This is a genomic window from Tsukamurella tyrosinosolvens (assembly GCF_900104775.1).
GTDB classification, from domain to species: Bacteria; Actinomycetota; Actinomycetes; order Mycobacteriales; family Mycobacteriaceae; genus Tsukamurella; species Tsukamurella tyrosinosolvens.
In genome coordinates, this window is the sequence record NZ_FNSA01000003.1 from 2,592,648 (window position 1) to 2,608,954 (window position 16,307).

Here is a 16,307-nt window from a genome sequence, read left to right on the forward strand (position 1 = left end):
TGCAATCAGCAGATCAATGTCAGGCCTACCTGAAAGGATCGACACCAAGCCGATGACCGAGAGGAGCACCATGTCCGCCACGCTGCATCATCCAGCGTCCGAGGCGTTCACCGTGGTCCGCACCCGGGATGACGCAGAGGCGCTGATCACGCGCGCACTGTCCAACCAGAACGAGACCCCGATCGTGATCGTCTCCCCCTGGAACGACAACGGAGTGTCCCGGTTCGGCGTACCGCTCGAGGAGATCGCCACGCTCGTCGGCCCCCGGGCCGCGGTCTACGGCCTGGCCGACATGGGCGTGTCCTGGTATCTCGAGGACACGCCAGGCCTCCGGACCTACGGCGGCGCCATCCGCGTGGTCGGGCCGCACTCGTGGGGGCGGATCATCCGCACCGACAGCGGCACCGCGGAAGCGCGCAGACGCGTGACCGCGGCTGTCGAACATGCAGAACGTCTGTTCGAAGAACGAACTCCTCCGCGACGCGCATCGACCGTGCTGCGGGTGATCACCTCCGCTCCAACGGTCACTGCGACCCCCGGGGATGTCGCTGCTCGCCTCCAGGGCGCAGCCCGCCCCGCGTCGGCAAACTCTCCGGCCTCGCCTGGTGACACCCGGAGCGAGAGCATTCGGCTCGCCGTTGCGGAAGACCCCGTCGCGCCTGCGGCCGGCAGCAGCGCCGCTGACGATCCGCTCGCGCAACCACTCGAACAGTTGAGCGACGTCTTAGCTCAGGCCCAAGCCGCACTCGCCAACGTCATGAACACCGCCGCGGAGAGTCGCGCACCGTCGAGGTCGACGGAGGTCGAACACCCTGCGGGCGGCGACACCGCAGAGCTCGAGACGCTGCGGCGTCAGCTCGAGACCGCGCGTGACGAGGCATCGCGACTTCGAGCGAACGCCGCTGCCGCCCGGACTCGCCAAGCGACCGCGGAGTCCGAAGCGGATGCCGCGGCCCGGGCCGCGGCGGCAGCCGAAGCGTCGCAACGCACGATGTCCGCGGAACTGGTGCGGCTGCGTGAGCAAGTCGACGAGCTCCGAACCAAGAAGAACACCCTCGAGGCGCAACTGGCGGCCGAGTCGGCTCCGTTGTTCAGCGACCCGGAAGAACAGTTCCGAGATGACGTGCACCGCACCTGGCTTCGCGTGACCGCGGAATCCGAGCGCTCCCAGTTCCCGCTCCGGGACTTCGTCATCGGCGCCTCGTTCATCGAGTCGCTGGCACTCCCCCAGGCGCCGCGTGAGAAGGTCATCGAAGTGGTCGTCGACGTGCTGACCCGGCGAGCGTTCAACATGCCCTCCCGGGCGGTCCACGCCCACGGGAACGGCCGCAGCGCCGGCACGACCGGGCAGATGACCCGCGACGACTCCGCCTCCGCGTACCGCTGCTACATCCGCTCTCACACGCCACAGGCACCGCGACTGCTGTGGTGGGAGCTCACCAACGGCACCGTCGAGCTGGCTCTCGCAGCCCGCCACGACGACCCGATGCCCTGACCGAGAGGCATGCACCGTGCTCGGCTTCACCTTCTACATCGTCCTGTCGCTCGTCGTAGCCGTGCCGGCCGCGGCCGCATGGAAGCGCTTGTCCGCGCACACCCGCGCCTTGGCGGCATGCAGCACAGTGCTCATGCTCACCTTCGCCGTGAACTTCTTCTGCGCCGCGCTGTGGGGTGAGGAGCACTCTGCGCGAGAGTTCCTCCTCGCCGCACAGTTCGTGGCGGCAGCCATCACCGTGGCGGTCGCCGTCACCGGAATCCGAAAGGCCCTCAAGCGATGAACCTCCCCTGGCAGACCCCCGATGTCCGGAACGTGGTGTGGGACCCGTCAGACGGGCGTCTCGGACTCACCGAGACCTGCGAGCACGGGTGCCTGATCCTGTACCAGCCCGCCGGACCCGACGTCGAGCTCGCGAAGATCGTGCGCCGCGCGGTGCGGGAGAACAAGGTCGTCCTCGACACGAAGATGCTCCGCATGATCGAGGGGACCGCCACTTCGGCTGAGCTGTACCCGGTCCCGAACCGCAAGGCGGTCGCCTGGTGGATCCAGCACGCGGCGCTCGCCGCAACCTTCTCCGAGTGCGAGACCTGTGAGCCCCAGGCGCATTCCGACGGCGGCTTCGAGGAGTTCGCGCGCCTGCACGGCGCGTAGCCCCGCCCACTTCGAGCGCAGCAGGATCGGGTTGCCCTGCTCGCACATTCGTCGTACTCTCTATTTTAGAGATTTCAACGCGAGATCGCTGAAGTCCTGAACCGCGACGAAAGCGAACACCCATGGCCAGCAGCATCCCGTCCAGCGGCGCCGAGTACCGCGCACTTCTGCTCGAACCGAACTGGGTCGCCAACGCCGACCCGAGTCTCCTGCGCAATGCGGTGCATGCGCTCTGCTGGGCGCCCGCCCAGACCGCCATCGAGGCGATCACGCGCGACCCCGTCGCCTGCGACAAGGTGCTGGCCGTCGTGAAGGTGGTCGCGGCCGAGCTGCAGAGTAGGGCCTCCGCGGCGGCTGCGGCCGTTGAGGAGCTGTCCGGGCTCTTCGACCGCGCTGAGGACTACCGCGAGGCCAAGCGGGAGCACCTGCGGATCAAGCAGCGCTGCTCGGCGGCCTTGCGCATCAGCGCTGCCTGCCGCGCCGCGGCGGCGACCGCGCACGAGCAGATCACCGCCTACGCGCGGAGCTACGAGAAGGGCCTGCTCACCCTCGCACGCGCGGTCGCCGACCACCGTGATGGGTTCAACCCGGACGACGCCACCGAAGCCGATCGGCAGCTCTGGGCGACGCTCGACGAGATCGAGGTCCCCCGCCGGTCCGCAGAGGCCCCTGTCGCGATCACCGAGGTCCTGGCCCTGATCGACGCCAGTATCGCGCGCAAGAACGCCGCGTAGCCGGCGCAGGCACCAGGAGGAGAACGATGACCAGCAATCACGCCGACATCGGCAGCGCCCGTGGAGGGTGGCCGGCACCGTGAGCGCGATCTACTGCACCACTCGCACCCGCGAGACGAGCGTTCCCGGCCGGGAGCGCGCCCGTGCGATGCACCGGATCAGCGAGATCACCGCGCGCATGCTCGAGCTCGACACCGACCGCGGAGACCGGCGAGCAGGCCGCATCCTGCCCGACGACTACTACCCGTACGTGCGGATGTGCCGGGCGGTGGACCGCGAAACCCGCCCACCTGTCGAAGAGTTCTCCAGGTGGGCGGCCACCATGTGGCTGATGGGCCAGTCCGAACTGCGGATCGTCCCCGGACCCAGTTACGTCATCCGGAAGAGCGTGGAGACCGCGACCACGCAGTCGCTCGCGGAGACGGTGCTCAACACCGCCATCGCGCACGGCACTGAGGCCGAGGCCTTTCTCGCGCGGCTCTCCGGCTCCGTCGAGGACGGCATGATCGTCCCCGCAGAGGACCGAACCTGGCTGGCGGGCGTGATCACCACCGGAGTCGGCCCTGGCGGGCCGCTCGAAGGGGCCGCACAGCGGTGGCTCGCTGTCGCGTTTCACCTCGCGGACTCCGTCGCGGATCCCGGTCCCGCGCTGCTGACCTGCTCGCAGGGCTACTCCGTGCGCGACCTCGGCGCCAAGGCCGCCGGCATCTGGGACATCAAGGACGACGCCGCTCGCGAAGAGGCATCGGAGCAGTGGTCGGAGCTTCCGCTCGACGAGAGGTGGGACCGGTCGATCGACTCCATCATCGCCGCTCGCGCGGACACGCCGTGGCTGGTGCTGACGCCCGACACGTTCCGGGACAAGAACTACGCGCAGGGCTACTGCGCGGCCGACGCCGCCCGCGAACACGACGCCTGGTGGAAGCGCAACGTCACCGACCAGCTGCACCGCGTCACCGACTTCGACTCGCCGACATCGCGCGTTCAGGCTGCCGGTCGGACACGCCCCTTCGACCCTGCGCGGACCTACATCGTGGCCCCGCGCCGGTTCGAGCCCCAGGAGGGCGTTGCCAGCGAGGACTTCCTCTCCCTGGCGAGCCTCGCGCGTGACTCGGCGAACGCAAGTCGCTCCAGCCGCAAGACCACTCGCTACGAGCCCGCCGTGCCCGCGATCGAGGAGCGGGACTTCGATCCCTTGACTCCTGGCCACCGCGTGGTCGCAGACCCGATCCGCGGTGTCTACCGCAACGTCGGCGTGGGGCGTGAGCACATCGGCCCCGACACCGGAGTGGAGGAAGAGTCGTGACCCTCAGCAGCGTGCAGCACCGCGAGTTCCTGGGCCTCATCAAGGAGTTCACGAACAAGCTGAACAGCGAAGCCGAGCACCGCGACGAGCGGCAGCAGCGCCTGTCCTCTGGCGAGCTCGCCTGGGCCGCGCACGAGCGTGACTTCATGCGTGACCTGGTGAACGCGGCTCGCGCCGACCGCGGGGCGGGTCCAGTGGATGTCGCACGCATCGAAGCTGTCGAGCAGCTCGCAGCCGGCCACTCCAACTACACGAGCAAGTTCGCGATGTACTGCGCCGAGCTCGTCTTCGGGGAGCGCTCATGAGCACCCGCCGCCGCCAGGAGCTGATCTGGTTCCTCGAGGACCACGTCCCCGGCTACACCCGCGCTCGGTACCTCCTGCGCGTCTACCGATCTCGTTTCGCCGACGGCACTCTCGGCCGAGACGCCTTCGGTGTCGCACGCTGGAACACCGACAAGAGGCACCGCTGCCCGGCCTGCCACGCGGTCACGGTCGACGACCGGCGCCCGTCGTGGCGTGAGACGTACGACTGCTGCCGCTGCGGCAGCAGGTTCGCGCGGTGGCCGTTACTCGCACCGCTTCTGCCCGACCGCGGCGTCGTCTGCACCGAACACCGCACGAGGACCGGCTGATGACGCCGGACTACAGCCCGTCGCGGGCCCACCTGGCCTGGCGGCTGCAGATGGCGTCGATCGCCTTGCAGAACGCCGTGTACTGCGCCCAGGCTGCGGATATGGCGGCCCGCATCGACTCCCCGACCACCAAGCGCCTACAGACGGCGCACCTCGACGCTGCCGACTGCTGGATGGGCCTGACCATCGCCGCGCTCGGCGGGAAGACCTTACCGATCGGAGAACACCCATGACCCCCAACACCACCGACAAGCTCGAACTCGACGAAGCGCGCGTGCTCATCGGCGACCGACTGCCCAAGTTCAAGAACACGCTGCCGGCCGCGTGGTGGATCGCAACCGATCCGCGGGTCGTCGACGGGTATGACCGGTACCGCAGCTCGTACGACGCCTGGAACAAGAAGGTCTTCGACGTGGCCGATGACATCGGAGTCAAGACCGCGCGCATCAGCTGGTTCGGTGTGCACGGGTACGAACCCACCGACGAGATGCGGGCCGGACGCACTGTCGTCCCGGTCGGATGGCGAATCGACTCCAAGTCCGGGCATCTCGTTCCCTCACGCCGGACCAAGGCCGACCGCGAGGCGGCGACCGTGCAGCGGTTCAAGGAGCTCGGGCACGCCCCGCAGGAGAGCGACTTCCTGCCAACGATGGACATCGAGGTTCGAATCCCCACCGGCAACGGGTTCTCGTTCCGCCGCTACGAGCCCCACTACTGCCGTGTCGCCAACGCGGTCATCGCGGTCATGAACGCCGATCCCGACCGCGTCCCCGACTCGGACAGCCGAGTTGATACCGCCACCTGGCACCGCCAGAAGCTCTCGGTGCTCCACGCCCTCGTCGAGGAGGCCGGAGATGCATGAGTTCGTCGCCGGCCGCCCGGTATGGCTGCTCGGGCTTGACGGCGTTCTCGACGGCCGGTGGAGCAAGGAGGAGCTCCCCACGTTCGATCTGTCCTGGTTGGATGACTCGTTCGGCGACCAGCGCTGGTACCCCGCGCTCGTCTCCGTGATCGCGTCCGCAGTGGAGCGCGGGATCGACGTCCGTTGGCTCACCTCGTTCCACGTCGCAGTCGCCCTCCGGGCGTATGTGGACGCCACCCCTCTCCCGGAGCTGCCGGTGCTCACCGAGGAGCTCCTCCCTGACGGCTACGTGTTCCCGGGCGGCGGTTGGACGGGCACCGCCGGCCGAGTGATGTGGGAGGCCGACCTCGTCCGGCACGCTGTTCCGGACACGTCTCCGCTGCTGTGGACGCCGGGCTGGAGCTACCTGAGTGAGTCGTCCGCGTACCAGTGCGGCGACCCCGCTCGCGGTCGCAGGCCCGCCGACGTCATCGACTCCCGGTCGGGCGCCACCACGATTCTCCTGCCCAAAGCCAACCCCCGCTTGAGCTACATGACCAAGGGCGATCTCAAGACGGTGGACCGCTGGATCGCACGCCATGGGACGGAGCAGGCCAGTGGCTGAACTCGTCCTCTTGCATGCCGCGGCCTTCGTCTGCGGGTTGGGCTTCGGCTACTGGCTCGCCGCCCTCCGGCGCCGGCGCCATCCCGTCAGCATCTACGACCCACCGGCCAACATCGCCGGCTCGATCCCCTACCTGCGCACCCGAGAGGACCAGACACCATGAGCGCAAGCGCTGAGTACGACTCGAGAATGCAGCGCATGCGCGAGCAGGCGGCAGCGCTCAACGACGAGCAGTTGGAGAAGGCGTTCCTGCAGTCCCTGGGCCGCGGCTCGCAGGACTGGGAGTGGCTCTCTGTGCTGAGCGCCGAGCGCGAATCGCGGGGAGGTGGGACCGCATGAGCACCGACACCCTGGGCGACCGGATCAAGCGCTACGAGGCCGCGAGCAGCCACACGTTGAGCCCGCGGACCCCGGTGATGATCCGCGTGGACGGGCGCGCCTTCCACACCTTCACCCGCGGCTGCGAGCGTCCCTTCGACGCTCGCGTCGTCGAGTCCATGGTCGAGGCCGCGCGCTTCACCGCGGCCGATATGGCCGGGTTCCGGCTCGCCTACGTTCAGTCCGACGAGGCGACGTTCCTCATCGACGACCTCGCCTCCCTGCAGTCCCAGCCCTGGTTCGGAAACAAGGCCCACAAGCTGGTGTCGCTGTCCGCGTCGCTGTTCACCGCCGCGTTCAACCGGGCCTGGCCGGGGGACGGACTCGCGACCTTCGATGCCCGCGCCTTCTCGATCCCGCGCGAGGACGCCCCGAACGCGTTCATCTGGCGCCAGCGCGATTGGGAGCGCAACAGCCTGCAGATGCTCGCGCGTGCGCACTTCTCGAACCGCGCACTCACCGGCCGCAAGCACCCCGAGATCCACGAGATGCTGCACGGGGTCGGGGTGAACTGGGCGCACCTGGATCCGCAGCTCAAGAACGGCACCTTCATCCACCCAGGCGGCGAGACCAGTTGTGTACGAGCTGACTACTCGCAGCTCGAGCAGTGGATCGAAGACGCCCGGACACCCGAGAGCGCCGAGGTGGCGGCAGCGTGAGCACAGGACTGCAGCCGCGCCGACCCGACCTCCGCGGGAAGTGTCAGACCGCCGCGAAGGAACTCGCAGCGCAGGATCCGAACCTGCGAGTGGTCCGCGGCTGGTACATCGACATCGACTGGGGCGAGCAGGAGCACTGGTGGTGCGAGCGGCCTGACGGAGCGATCATCGACCCCACTGTCGAGCAGTTCCCCACCGGCCATGTCGAGGCTCTCCGCCGGTACCGGGAGTACGCCGGCGTGCACCCGTGCCCTGGATGCGGAATCCCCGTCGAAGGCGAGTTCGGGTACTGCTGCGGCCCGTGCAACGGCGCCGACGTGGGGGTCCCCCTCGGTATCTGCACCTGCGACTACGACTCTCGACTGATCGACCTCTACGACCGCTTCGGATCGGAGTGAAGATGAAGTACCCCGCCGACATCGTCAACGACGACCACGGGTGGCACCGGATCCACCACGGTCACGGCCTCGACCGCGACATTCTGCGCGCCGACCTCATCGAGCACGGCTACGAGCCGCCGGACGGAGGGGAGCTTGCACTCGACGAGGTCTGGATGGACTTCCGTCCGCGTGTGAAGAACTGCAGCAACCTCGACGGTTTCGGGTGCGACAACGAGGGCGAATGGCACGCCCACTGGGTCGCTGCTCGGGAGGGTCATGGCCAGCCTCTCACTCTCGCGTACTGGCGGGCGCCGGTGCGCGCGACACCCTGCACACCGGTCCGGTGGGGCCGCGACAAGGAGTTGACTCGATGAATCGCGACTACCGCGTTGTGGGTACGGCGATGGTCGGACTCGTCCTGATCGCTACTCTGACCTTCCTGACGTCGATGATGTCCTCGATCACGAAGAGCATGGGGATCGGCGGTGACGAGCCGAGCACGGCGCCTTCACCGCCGCCGGCTTCGACAACTCCCACCGTGCCCGCCACGCTGGCGGCACTGCCCCCGTCTGCCAGCGGATCCACCGACACGTCCGCTCCGCTCCCGTGGTGGGCGCTCGGTGTGGGCGTCGTCGCAGCTATCGTTCTCGCGCTGGCAGTGTGGGTTGCGGTAGTGGTCGTCCGCCGGATTCGCCGCGCCCGAGCCGAGCGCGCTGCCGTCGAGGAGCTCTATGGGCAGGCACGCACGATCCGCCAGGTTCTGCTCGACGAGTACGGCGCCTTCGAGCTGAGCCTCGTCCAGACGGTGCTGTACCGCCCGCTGCTCGCCGACACATCCGCGCCGCTCACCGCGAAGTTTCACCGCGCTCGAATCGCGATGGACGACGCCTTCGTCCTGGCCCGCGGCCGGGAACTGCAGCGTGTGCGCGACGCTCTGACCGCTTCGCGCGATGCCCGAGCCGCCTGGGACACCGCCTCCGCGGCCGCGGTGAAGGCGGGGGCGCAGTCGTACGGGACCTTCGACCAGCGGCGGGTCGAACGCGCACGGGATCTCCTCACGCGCGCGGCGAGTCCCAGTGTCGGCGCATACGAGCGCGACACGTCTATCCAGAGGGCCGCCGACATCCTCGCCAAGCTGAACCACACGTCCGCCGACCACGAGCGAGCCCGCATCGCCGAGCAGTTCGAGGCTGTCGAGAAGCGGCGCCTCGCGATCGAGTCCCCCACGCGCAAGGCCCTGCCCAGCGGAGCGTCGACGTGATCCCCGGGAGCGCGCTGCTGCCCGCATCTCCTCCGGCTCAGGCGCGTCAGCAGCGGGAAGTGGGTGCGCGATGAGTTCCGACGCGATCCTCGTTCAGTGGGTGCTAGCAGCGACGGCGCTCCTCGTGGCTGGTGTTGCCTCTTGGTCCGCTTTCAGGGCATACGTGGCGGGCGGCCCTCAACGCGCGAAGAATGCCCTGCATGCCGCCATTACCGGTCTCCTGTTCATCGGCATGATCGGCGGTCTCGCTTACGCCGCTGGGACAGCCCCCGGGGAGATCCCGGACATGCTCGGGATCGATGACTCACCCGCGGACACGGCATCAGGTACACCCGCGCCGCCCCAGACTCCCGCGGCTGACTACCCGCAGGCGGTCGTTGACGGCATGGTCCAAGGCCCGCAGTCGGCTCAGGCCACGGAGCCGGCCGACTACACCGCCGTCGGGGTGGTGCTCGGAATCGTGACCGCGGTGATCGTCGCTGTCACCGTGGCGTTCTTCGCCGGTCGTGCGCTCCACCGCGGATACCGCGCGCGTAGGGCGGAGCGTGCGGCGTTGAACGAGTTGTACGCCGAGGCGCTCACCATCCGCAACGACCTCGACGCGAAGTACACCGCCTTCGAGATGGACCTCGAGGACGTCATCCTCAAGCGCCCGTTGCTCGCCGACACGACTGATCCGGTCACGGCGTGCTTCTACACCGCCCAGGAGGCGATGCAGGATGCCTTCGTGAGGGCCGGGCGACGGGACGGCGAGACGGTGCAGGCCGCGCTCGACGCGGCTCGGGCAGCCCGTACGGCGTGGGAGGCGGCGTCGACGCACGCACTCAAGCGCAGCCTCACACCGCCGGCTGCGGCTGAACCCGCGCGCGCACGCGTCATCAACAGTCGCAAGTTCGCGCGCGCCAAGGCGTTCTTCAGCACCGCGCTGCACACACGCGATCCTCTGCGGGCCGGCGAGCCCGAGCCCGCCGCTGGGTCTCCAGACCACGACGACGTCAGCTCCAAGGTCGACCGGGTGCGCAGGTTGCTCGCACGCGTCGCCAGCGAGGACGCCTCGGCCCGGGAGCGCGAATTGGCGATCGACAAGGCCGCCGCGATCCTCGCGAGTCTGCGCGAGACCTCGACGATCGCCGAGCGCGAGGCCATCACCTCGCGGATCCGCACCATCGACACCAGACGCCGTGAGATCGAGATGCCAGCCCAAAAGGCCCTGCCCGTGGGAGTGTCCGCATGACGATCCCCGATCCGGCGACCGAATCCCCCGCTCTGCCAGCTGCACCGAGGATCATCCGTGTGCTCAACACCCCGCTCGCATACGCGCTGACCACGGTGGCGATGTTCGGCGCACTGGGGATGCTGCTCGGCTCGCTCGGCTGGGACTACGTCCGCGCCTCGTTGCTGCTGCAGGTTTCAGCCGAGCTCCTCGCGGCCGTCGCCATCGGTTACGGGGTCCCCACTGGATTCTGGGCGGCGCGCGCCGATCGTCGTCGCCAGTTGCCGCCCGCGCGCTACTGGGCGGCGCCGCTGGTAACCGTCGGCGTGCTCCTGCCCCTCTCCGTTGCTCCGCTCATGCTTCCGATGACACCGGTGTTCGTTGTCTGCCTCGGGTTCACGGTCGCGGGCATCGTGATCATCCGGTTCCGCACCGCGTCTGACAGAAGCACCCCATCCACCCGAGAAGCCAAGGAGGAGACCCGATGACCAGGCCAGATCCCGAATTGCAAGCGACCCTGCGACGATGGTCCGTGCACATCGACGATGCTGGCGCGCGCCGCTTCTCCGACGAGGAGCTCGAGCAGCTGGTGCGCGAACAGTCACCCCTCCTGCCGGAGGGTGTGGACCCGACTGACGTCGTGGTGGCCATCCGACTCCAGTCCGCCGGAGTCACGACCGCCGTGCAGACGCACGGCCTCAGTCTCGACCACTGGGGCCGATACGCCGGCGGCGCGGAGTGTGAGCCGTCGAGGTGGCTCTACGGGCTGGCCGGCTTGACGATCCGCGCGTTCGGGCTCTACGTGCCCAACGGCTATTCGCGGAACATCTTCGACCCGCGAGCCAACATCGCCGCCGCGTGCAAGCAGCGGCGCGAGCATTCAGCGCAGGCGGCGTAGCCGGAGTCGCGCGCACGAGCGACACGAACTGATACTCTCTATTTTAGAGATCCGAAAGGGGTTGCGATGAGCACTTCGATCATGGGCGCCACGGCCGGCGAGAAGGACTCGCTCGCCCTTCGTGCAGTCGCATCTGGCGCGAACCTGCTCGGACAGGACGTGTGGTGGACGGGACGAGACGGCATCACCCGTCTCGTCGATGACCTGGAGCCGGACCACCGCAGGTTCATCGCCCGGATGCTCATCGACGGCGCCGCTGCCCGCTACGCACGGCTCCGTCGCCGGCAGATCTTCCTGGAGCTCGCGCGCGCGCAGATGTACACCGACGACACCGTGCCGCTCACGGACTCAGTCATCGAGGCGCAGGTACGGCGGGAACAGGCGCGCGGAGCGCATCTCGATGCGGTTCGGCGCTCACCCCTGTTCCAGCGCATGGTCAGCGGCCTCGACTGGACACATGCCGGAGTAGCCGAGGCCGCTCAGTGGTCCACATCGCCGCGGGCCTACCCGGAGTCGCTGTCCACGGAGCGGCGCCACGCGGCTCGGATCATGGCCGCGCCCAGCGGGACCGAAGTCCACATCGACACCCGAATCGTTCCGCTCATCGCGTCTCTGTGGAACGCGGGAATCGCGACGCTCTTCAGTTGCGGCGGCGGAGCACCTGACAACCCCCACCACTCCCGCAACCTGCTCGGAGGCGGGGCCTACGTCACCCTTCGCGATCCGGACGGCCGCCTCTTCAACGCGCTCACTCGGCGCTGCCGCAACTCCCTCGACCTCAGCCGAGGAGGCGTCAAGGTCACGCGACGACGCCTCGACCGCACATCCGTGTACTGGCCGAGCTCTGGGCCGGTGGAACGCATCCAGCAGCTGATCCTCGACGCCAACAAGGCGACCGAGACCTTGAAGGAGTCCCGATGAACAACATCGACTACCCGCACTACCCGCACCGAGACACCAACGAGGGATGCGGTCACGTCTACCCGCGGCCGGACGGGGTGCGGATGCGCTGCGGCGGCTGGGCGGGCTGCCCTTCGTGCGCCTCGGACGCCGTCGACGCTGCGACCGAGTGGATCGCTGCGGCGATCCCCGCCGGCGCCCCTGACGAGATCAAGGCGGCATCCGAACTGCTGTCCGGAGCCGCGAGCACACTGCGCCGGCAGCGGAACTCCGCCATGGGCGCGGTGGCGGCCAGCGTCGCGGCGCGGGAGAGCGGCCTCTCCCCCGGTGCCCGTGGGTTGTTCCAGACCGTTCCCTCGACCTGGGACCGGCACCAGTGAGCGTCCTCGAGCTGCGGGCGCACGCGCGCGTGATGAACCGGTACCGCCGTTGGATCGACCGCGACAACACGCGGATCTCTCGAGCCGGGCACTTGATAGCGATCCTGGGGTCGACCACCCCTCTTTGGATCGTCTGCGGCACGGTGATTGTCGTCCTCGGCGACCTGGCTGGATTGTGGATCCTGGTACCCGCGACTTTGCTGGCACCCGCCACCGTGTGGCTATTCCTCGCGCAGTGCACCCACATCGGATGGGACGGTGGGGCCCGATGACCGCCGTCCCCCTGCACGTCGGTATCGACATCGACGGTGTCCTCGCCGACTACATGGGCGGCGTCGCCAGCGTCGGGCGCTGGCTCGGGTTGCCGATGGAGGGTGCCGGCGCGGGCCCGACCACCTACGATCTCGTCGAGCCCGGGTGGTTCCCGGACGCGCAGGCCGCGTCCGAGGCGATGAGAAGTCTGGCGGACGGCGGCCTGGGAACCTTGAGCCTGCTCGACACCGGCGCGCCCGCGGCGATCCGGGCGATGCGCGCGGCCGGCCACCGGGTCGACATAGTCACCGCGCGGCACCCTGGCCGTCGCCTTCGCCGGCGCCCACAGGGGCTACCGCACGAGCTCGCCTTCCGCGGAATCCAGGACACGCTCGGGTGGCTCGATGAGCATGGGATCGAGCGCGACGAGGCGCACTTCGTCCGCACCAAGAGCGTCGTGGGGTGCGACATCTACCTCGACGATGCCCCGCACAACATCGAAGAGATCCGCGGGGCGGGGCGCGCAGCGGTCGTCTTGGACTCGACGTACAACCGGCATGTGGATGGTCCCAGGGTGCGCACCGTGAGCGAGTTCGCGGACCTGGTCCTGGAGGGCGAGATTCTCGGTCGCACAGCCTGAAGGCCTGACCTTCTCGGCCATTCCGCGGCCGCTCGCGGACACGCGGAACGGTAGCGACCGCGCGAGCGCCACGTCCCTCCCACCGACCTGCGCCAGACCCTGTCCACGCGGTGGCGAGCCGCTAGGTTCCCGCGCATGGCACTCACCGACCACCTCCTCGACTACCTCGTTCGCATCGACGAGAAGCTGGACCGCTTCCGCGACGGCGGCGACCCCGAACCGTTCCGGATCGTCCACGTAATCGCCGTGCGTGACGTGGCCGACGCTTCCCACGTCGCGCTGATCGGCGCGGATCCACAGGACGTCGAACTCGCCCGGGCACAGGCCGAGCAGACGTACCCGACCGACCGCTACATCCATGCGGTCACAACCCAGCCGATCTCCCGAGCCGTCGCGGACACCTGGGCCGATCGCCCGGCCGACGACGCCCCGGTCCAGGAGTGGGCGGAGTTCCTGTTCCGGTGAGCGCCGCCGGCCGAGATCCCGTCCACTACGACTGCGGCACGGCGCGTGAAGCCCGAGGGGTTCCTGACGGCTGGACGATCACGGAGTGGGAAGCCGTGAATCCACCGACCGGACACGACTTCTCCAACTGCAGCACCTGCGCGAACGCTCGCGCTGTCGACGTCGACAGCCACGGCGAATGCGAAGCGTGCGGCGATCCCGCGCAGTACCACCGCGGCTACCGCCGAGTCTGACTCGCGCGGCCTGATCAGCCCCGGAGGAGCAACTCCAGGAACAGGCGAGCGGAGATGTCCGCGGAGCTCTCGGCGTACGGGTCCCGGAACGTGCCTGCGGCCGGGAGCTCCGCGGCGTAGACACGCGCGGCGTCATGGAGAGCGGCGTGCAGCCCCGACGAACGCTGCAGCGGGTCCTTCGGCCGCCACGCGAACTCCGAGGTCGGCAACGTCGAGCAGGCCAGGCGTAGCGAGTACTTGTCCGCCGGGAGGCCTCCGGCCGGCACCGGATCGCTGGTGCGGAACATCGCCGAGGGCGCAAGCCGTGTGCCGGCGTCCCAGAAGGTGCGCGACTGGTAGGCACGGTGCAGCGTAGGCGCCCACCGGCCCAGCAGGCGCCCGTCGAAGTTGTCGACCAGGCCCCGGCCGTAGGCTCGGATCGCCAGACCGCGGACCTGAGCGTCGACGGCCTCCGTGGTGGACGTCTCGTGGAGTGGACCGGGCGCATCGGCACCGCCGAGGAGCAGGACGTCGGCGCCCTTGCCGGTCAACAGCACCGTGTTCGTGGGGTTCCGGCCGCTCTGCGCATCGAGGAACCGTCGCAACGCCAGGAGCGGGATCGCCTCGGCCACCGCCCACAACTCGCCGAGCCCGAGCCGCGCGAGGGCCTCGCGGGACAGGGCGGTCACCTCGGCCGTGTCCAGAAGCAGCGAGTGATGTGTGGCGCCATCGAGCGCCGAGATCGCGGACGCTGCGACAGCTTCGTCGGGTTGCGCGGTCGTGGCCACGGTGACGGCGTCGAAGGGCCGATCGAGCTCGGCAAGGACGCCGGCGACTGCTCCCGAGTCGACCCCGGCGCCCATCATCAAGACCACCCGCGCCTGATCAGGCGCCGCGGCGAGCACGGAGCCTATCCGCTCCCGCAGCGTGGTGAGGAGCAGCTCAGCGGCGGCCTGGGGTTCGGTGATGTCGCGTCGGCAGGTCGTCGGCACCGTGAAGTCGACCGTCTCTGTGAGGAACTCGGTCGGGGCCTGCGGGTATCCGCAGCGCAACTCGGTCACGCGGGGATCTCTTCGCCGCGGGGCAGGTGCGGTGCGATCGTGACGGCCTCGACCAGCAGCCGCTCGCGGAGATGGTCGGACAGGCCCGGGTTGTCCAGCGCGGAGATCGCGTCAAGGGCACGGCGGCGCCACCGCTCGGCGGTCTCGTACCTGCCGAGGAGGCGGTTGAACGAGACCATGCGGTAGAGAGCTACCGCGGACCGTGAATCGGCGTCGAGGATGCCCTGGGTGAGGTTCACCGCAGCCTCGAGGACCACCGGGTCGGCAGTGCCGGTCTCGAAGACGGCGGTGAGCAGCAGATGCACGATCCGGGGAACCTGGTGCTCCTGCGTGAACAGGATCGCGGTGGTCCAGTCACCGCGCCATGCGGCCTTCGCAGTCAGGTACATCGCGCGCAGGTAGTCGTCGTGATCGAAGCGACCCTCCGCGGAGTCGACGTATCGCACCAGCGCCGCCCACGCGAACCGGTAGTGGAACTTGCGTGCCTGCGTGAGCACCTCCCACAGGGTGTCGGTCGGCGCCACCTCTGTGGCGGTGCCCTCGGTGTAGGTCTTCCACGCCTCGTCGGAGATGCGTGTCCACACCTGCTCCTGAGACATCGACGGCGCAGCCGTCGAAGCGGCGTCGCGCCCCTCGAGTAGCGCTCGGGCGATAAGGGGGCGGTCGGCGCCGAAGGTGCGCGGGCGCATTCGGAGCGTCTCGATGTACGGCCTCAGCACCAGGATCTGGCTGGTGCGGTAGTGGCCGGCGGCCACCTCGTTCGCGCGGGCCATCAACGCAGTCCGGTGTCCGTAGGAGACCGCCGGGAACCCTCCGAGCGCGGCGAAGAACTTGAACTGGTAGGCCGCGGTGTTCGGGTGCACGGTGAGCGCGGCGGTGTCGGCGACCCACTCTTCGAGCACGGTGCGGCTGGGCACCGTGCCGGCGCCACGGCGGTTGATCACGGATCCCCCACTGTCGGCAGCTCCCCCGGCGCACCACGGGGCGTCGGTGAGCGCGGCGACGTCGTCTCCGGTCGCCGTCGGCAGGAGCAGGTCGCCGTCCTCGAGGAACCGCAGGGTGGTCGCGTCGGGCCGGCTGAACGCGGCGAGGTTCTCTCGCTCGGCGATCGGCGCTTCTGCATCGGCCTCCAGGACCGTCAGCCGGGGGTCCGTCACCCCGAGGCTCTGGCCACGCTCCACTACGACCGTGACGGCGAGGTCACCAGTGCCGGTGAGCTGTGCAAGGGCACTGGACAGGGTGGTGGCCACGTTCTCCGCGGAGATCCGGCCGATCACGATGTGCGAGAGCATGCGGGCACCGTAAGGCGACCTGCCTCG

General features: G+C 69.1%; 25 protein-coding genes. 23 read left to right on the forward strand and 2 right to left on the reverse strand.

Annotation, left to right across the window (positions count from 1 at the left end):
• Positions 1-52 precede the first annotated feature (52 nt).
• The 23 genes from BLW32_RS14090 (at position 53) to BLW32_RS14200 (ending at position 13,715) form a co-directional block, all read left to right on the forward strand.
• Positions 53-1,495, forward strand: a complete 1,443-nt coding sequence (locus BLW32_RS14090; protein ID WP_068741743.1) for a hypothetical protein — start codon at positions 53-55, stop codon at positions 1,493-1,495.
• A gap of 16 nt (positions 1,496-1,511) precedes the next feature.
• Positions 1,512-1,778: a hypothetical protein gene (locus BLW32_RS14095; protein ID WP_068741742.1), complete on the forward strand. Its 267-nt coding sequence runs from the start codon at positions 1,512-1,514 to the stop codon at positions 1,776-1,778.
• On the forward strand, positions 1,775-2,149 hold the full coding sequence (locus tag BLW32_RS14100; protein WP_068741741.1) for a hypothetical protein: 375 nt from the start codon (positions 1,775-1,777) through the stop codon (positions 2,147-2,149). The genes BLW32_RS14095 and BLW32_RS14100 overlap by 4 nt, the downstream gene beginning before the upstream one ends.
• Before the next feature lie 122 nt (positions 2,150-2,271).
• Positions 2,272-2,883 carry a hypothetical protein gene (locus BLW32_RS14105; RefSeq protein WP_068741740.1) on the forward strand — a complete coding sequence of 204 codons (612 nt, stop codon included), beginning with the start codon at positions 2,272-2,274 and terminating at the stop codon, positions 2,881-2,883.
• A 79-nt stretch (positions 2,884-2,962) separates the two neighbouring features.
• Positions 2,963-4,189 (forward strand): hypothetical protein, encoded by a 1,227-nt coding sequence (locus BLW32_RS14110; protein ID WP_139286164.1) that lies wholly within the window; start codon positions 2,963-2,965, stop codon positions 4,187-4,189.
• The gene (locus tag BLW32_RS14115) at positions 4,186-4,494 is read left to right on the forward strand and encodes a hypothetical protein (protein WP_068741738.1); all 309 of its coding nucleotides are present in this window, start codon (positions 4,186-4,188) and stop codon (positions 4,492-4,494) included. Before BLW32_RS14110 ends, BLW32_RS14115 begins: the two co-directional genes overlap by 4 nt.
• Positions 4,491-4,823 (forward strand): hypothetical protein, encoded by a 333-nt coding sequence (locus BLW32_RS14120; protein ID WP_068741737.1) that lies wholly within the window; start codon positions 4,491-4,493, stop codon positions 4,821-4,823. The genes BLW32_RS14115 and BLW32_RS14120 overlap by 4 nt, the downstream gene beginning before the upstream one ends.
• Complete coding sequence (locus BLW32_RS14125) at positions 4,823-5,056, forward strand: hypothetical protein (protein WP_068741736.1); 234 nt, start codon at positions 4,823-4,825, stop codon at positions 5,054-5,056. Before BLW32_RS14120 ends, BLW32_RS14125 begins: the two co-directional genes overlap by 1 nt.
• Positions 5,053-5,685, forward strand: a complete 633-nt coding sequence (locus BLW32_RS14130) for a hypothetical protein (protein ID WP_068741735.1) — start codon at positions 5,053-5,055, stop codon at positions 5,683-5,685. The genes BLW32_RS14125 and BLW32_RS14130 overlap by 4 nt, the downstream gene beginning before the upstream one ends.
• Positions 5,678-6,289 (forward strand): hypothetical protein, encoded by a 612-nt coding sequence (locus BLW32_RS14135; protein ID WP_068741734.1) that lies wholly within the window; start codon positions 5,678-5,680, stop codon positions 6,287-6,289. Before BLW32_RS14130 ends, BLW32_RS14135 begins: the two co-directional genes overlap by 8 nt.
• The gene (locus BLW32_RS27580; RefSeq protein ID WP_156486407.1) at positions 6,282-6,452 is read left to right on the forward strand and encodes a hypothetical protein; all 171 of its coding nucleotides are present in this window, start codon (positions 6,282-6,284) and stop codon (positions 6,450-6,452) included. Before BLW32_RS14135 ends, BLW32_RS27580 begins: the two co-directional genes overlap by 8 nt.
• Positions 6,449-6,628 carry a hypothetical protein gene (locus tag BLW32_RS14140; protein WP_068741733.1) on the forward strand — a complete coding sequence of 60 codons (180 nt, stop codon included), beginning with the start codon at positions 6,449-6,451 and terminating at the stop codon, positions 6,626-6,628. Before BLW32_RS27580 ends, BLW32_RS14140 begins: the two co-directional genes overlap by 4 nt.
• Positions 6,625-7,326 carry a tRNA(His) guanylyltransferase Thg1 family protein gene (locus BLW32_RS14145; RefSeq protein ID WP_068741732.1) on the forward strand — a complete coding sequence of 234 codons (702 nt, stop codon included), beginning with the start codon at positions 6,625-6,627 and terminating at the stop codon, positions 7,324-7,326. Before BLW32_RS14140 ends, BLW32_RS14145 begins: the two co-directional genes overlap by 4 nt.
• Positions 7,323-7,724 carry a hypothetical protein gene (locus BLW32_RS14150; protein WP_068741731.1) on the forward strand — a complete coding sequence of 134 codons (402 nt, stop codon included), beginning with the start codon at positions 7,323-7,325 and terminating at the stop codon, positions 7,722-7,724. The genes BLW32_RS14145 and BLW32_RS14150 overlap by 4 nt, the downstream gene beginning before the upstream one ends.
• A gap of 2 nt (positions 7,725-7,726) precedes the next feature.
• Positions 7,727-8,080: a hypothetical protein gene (locus BLW32_RS14155; RefSeq protein ID WP_068741730.1), complete on the forward strand. Its 354-nt coding sequence runs from the start codon at positions 7,727-7,729 to the stop codon at positions 8,078-8,080.
• The gene (locus BLW32_RS14160; RefSeq protein WP_139286165.1) at positions 8,077-8,967 is read left to right on the forward strand and encodes a hypothetical protein; all 891 of its coding nucleotides are present in this window, start codon (positions 8,077-8,079) and stop codon (positions 8,965-8,967) included. Before BLW32_RS14155 ends, BLW32_RS14160 begins: the two co-directional genes overlap by 4 nt.
• A 70-nt stretch (positions 8,968-9,037) precedes the next feature.
• Entirely contained in the window at positions 9,038-10,201 is a 1,164-nt protein-coding gene (locus tag BLW32_RS14165; RefSeq protein ID WP_068741728.1) for a hypothetical protein, read from the forward strand.
• Positions 10,198-10,668, forward strand: coding sequence for a hypothetical protein (locus tag BLW32_RS14170; protein ID WP_139286166.1), 471 nt, complete (start codon positions 10,198-10,200; stop codon positions 10,666-10,668). Before BLW32_RS14165 ends, BLW32_RS14170 begins: the two co-directional genes overlap by 4 nt.
• Positions 10,665-11,078: a hypothetical protein gene (locus BLW32_RS14175; RefSeq protein WP_139286167.1), complete on the forward strand. Its 414-nt coding sequence runs from the start codon at positions 10,665-10,667 to the stop codon at positions 11,076-11,078. The genes BLW32_RS14170 and BLW32_RS14175 overlap by 4 nt, the downstream gene beginning before the upstream one ends.
• Before the next feature lie 66 nt (positions 11,079-11,144).
• A complete protein-coding gene (locus BLW32_RS14180) occupies positions 11,145-11,999 on the forward strand; it encodes a hypothetical protein (protein WP_068741725.1) in 855 nt (284 codons plus the stop codon).
• On the forward strand, positions 11,996-12,358 hold the full coding sequence (locus BLW32_RS14185; protein ID WP_068741724.1) for a hypothetical protein: 363 nt from the start codon (positions 11,996-11,998) through the stop codon (positions 12,356-12,358). The genes BLW32_RS14180 and BLW32_RS14185 overlap by 4 nt, the downstream gene beginning before the upstream one ends.
• 268 nt (positions 12,359-12,626) lie before the next feature.
• Entirely contained in the window at positions 12,627-13,250 is a 624-nt protein-coding gene (locus BLW32_RS14195) for a 5' nucleotidase, NT5C type (RefSeq protein ID WP_068741722.1), read from the forward strand.
• A gap of 135 nt (positions 13,251-13,385) precedes the next feature.
• A complete protein-coding gene (locus BLW32_RS14200) occupies positions 13,386-13,715 on the forward strand; it encodes a hypothetical protein (protein ID WP_068741721.1) in 330 nt (109 codons plus the stop codon).
• A gap of 247 nt (positions 13,716-13,962) precedes the next feature.
• Here the strand turns inward: BLW32_RS14200 and BLW32_RS14205 are convergent, their stop codons facing one another.
• Entirely contained in the window at positions 13,963-14,988 is a 1,026-nt protein-coding gene (locus tag BLW32_RS14205) for an asparagine synthase-related protein (protein WP_068741720.1), read from the reverse strand.
• Positions 14,985-16,280: a hypothetical protein gene (locus BLW32_RS14210; protein WP_068741719.1), complete on the reverse strand. Its 1,296-nt coding sequence runs from the start codon at positions 16,278-16,280 to the stop codon at positions 14,985-14,987. The genes BLW32_RS14205 and BLW32_RS14210 overlap by 4 nt, the downstream gene beginning before the upstream one ends.
• Positions 16,281-16,307 lie beyond the last annotated feature (27 nt).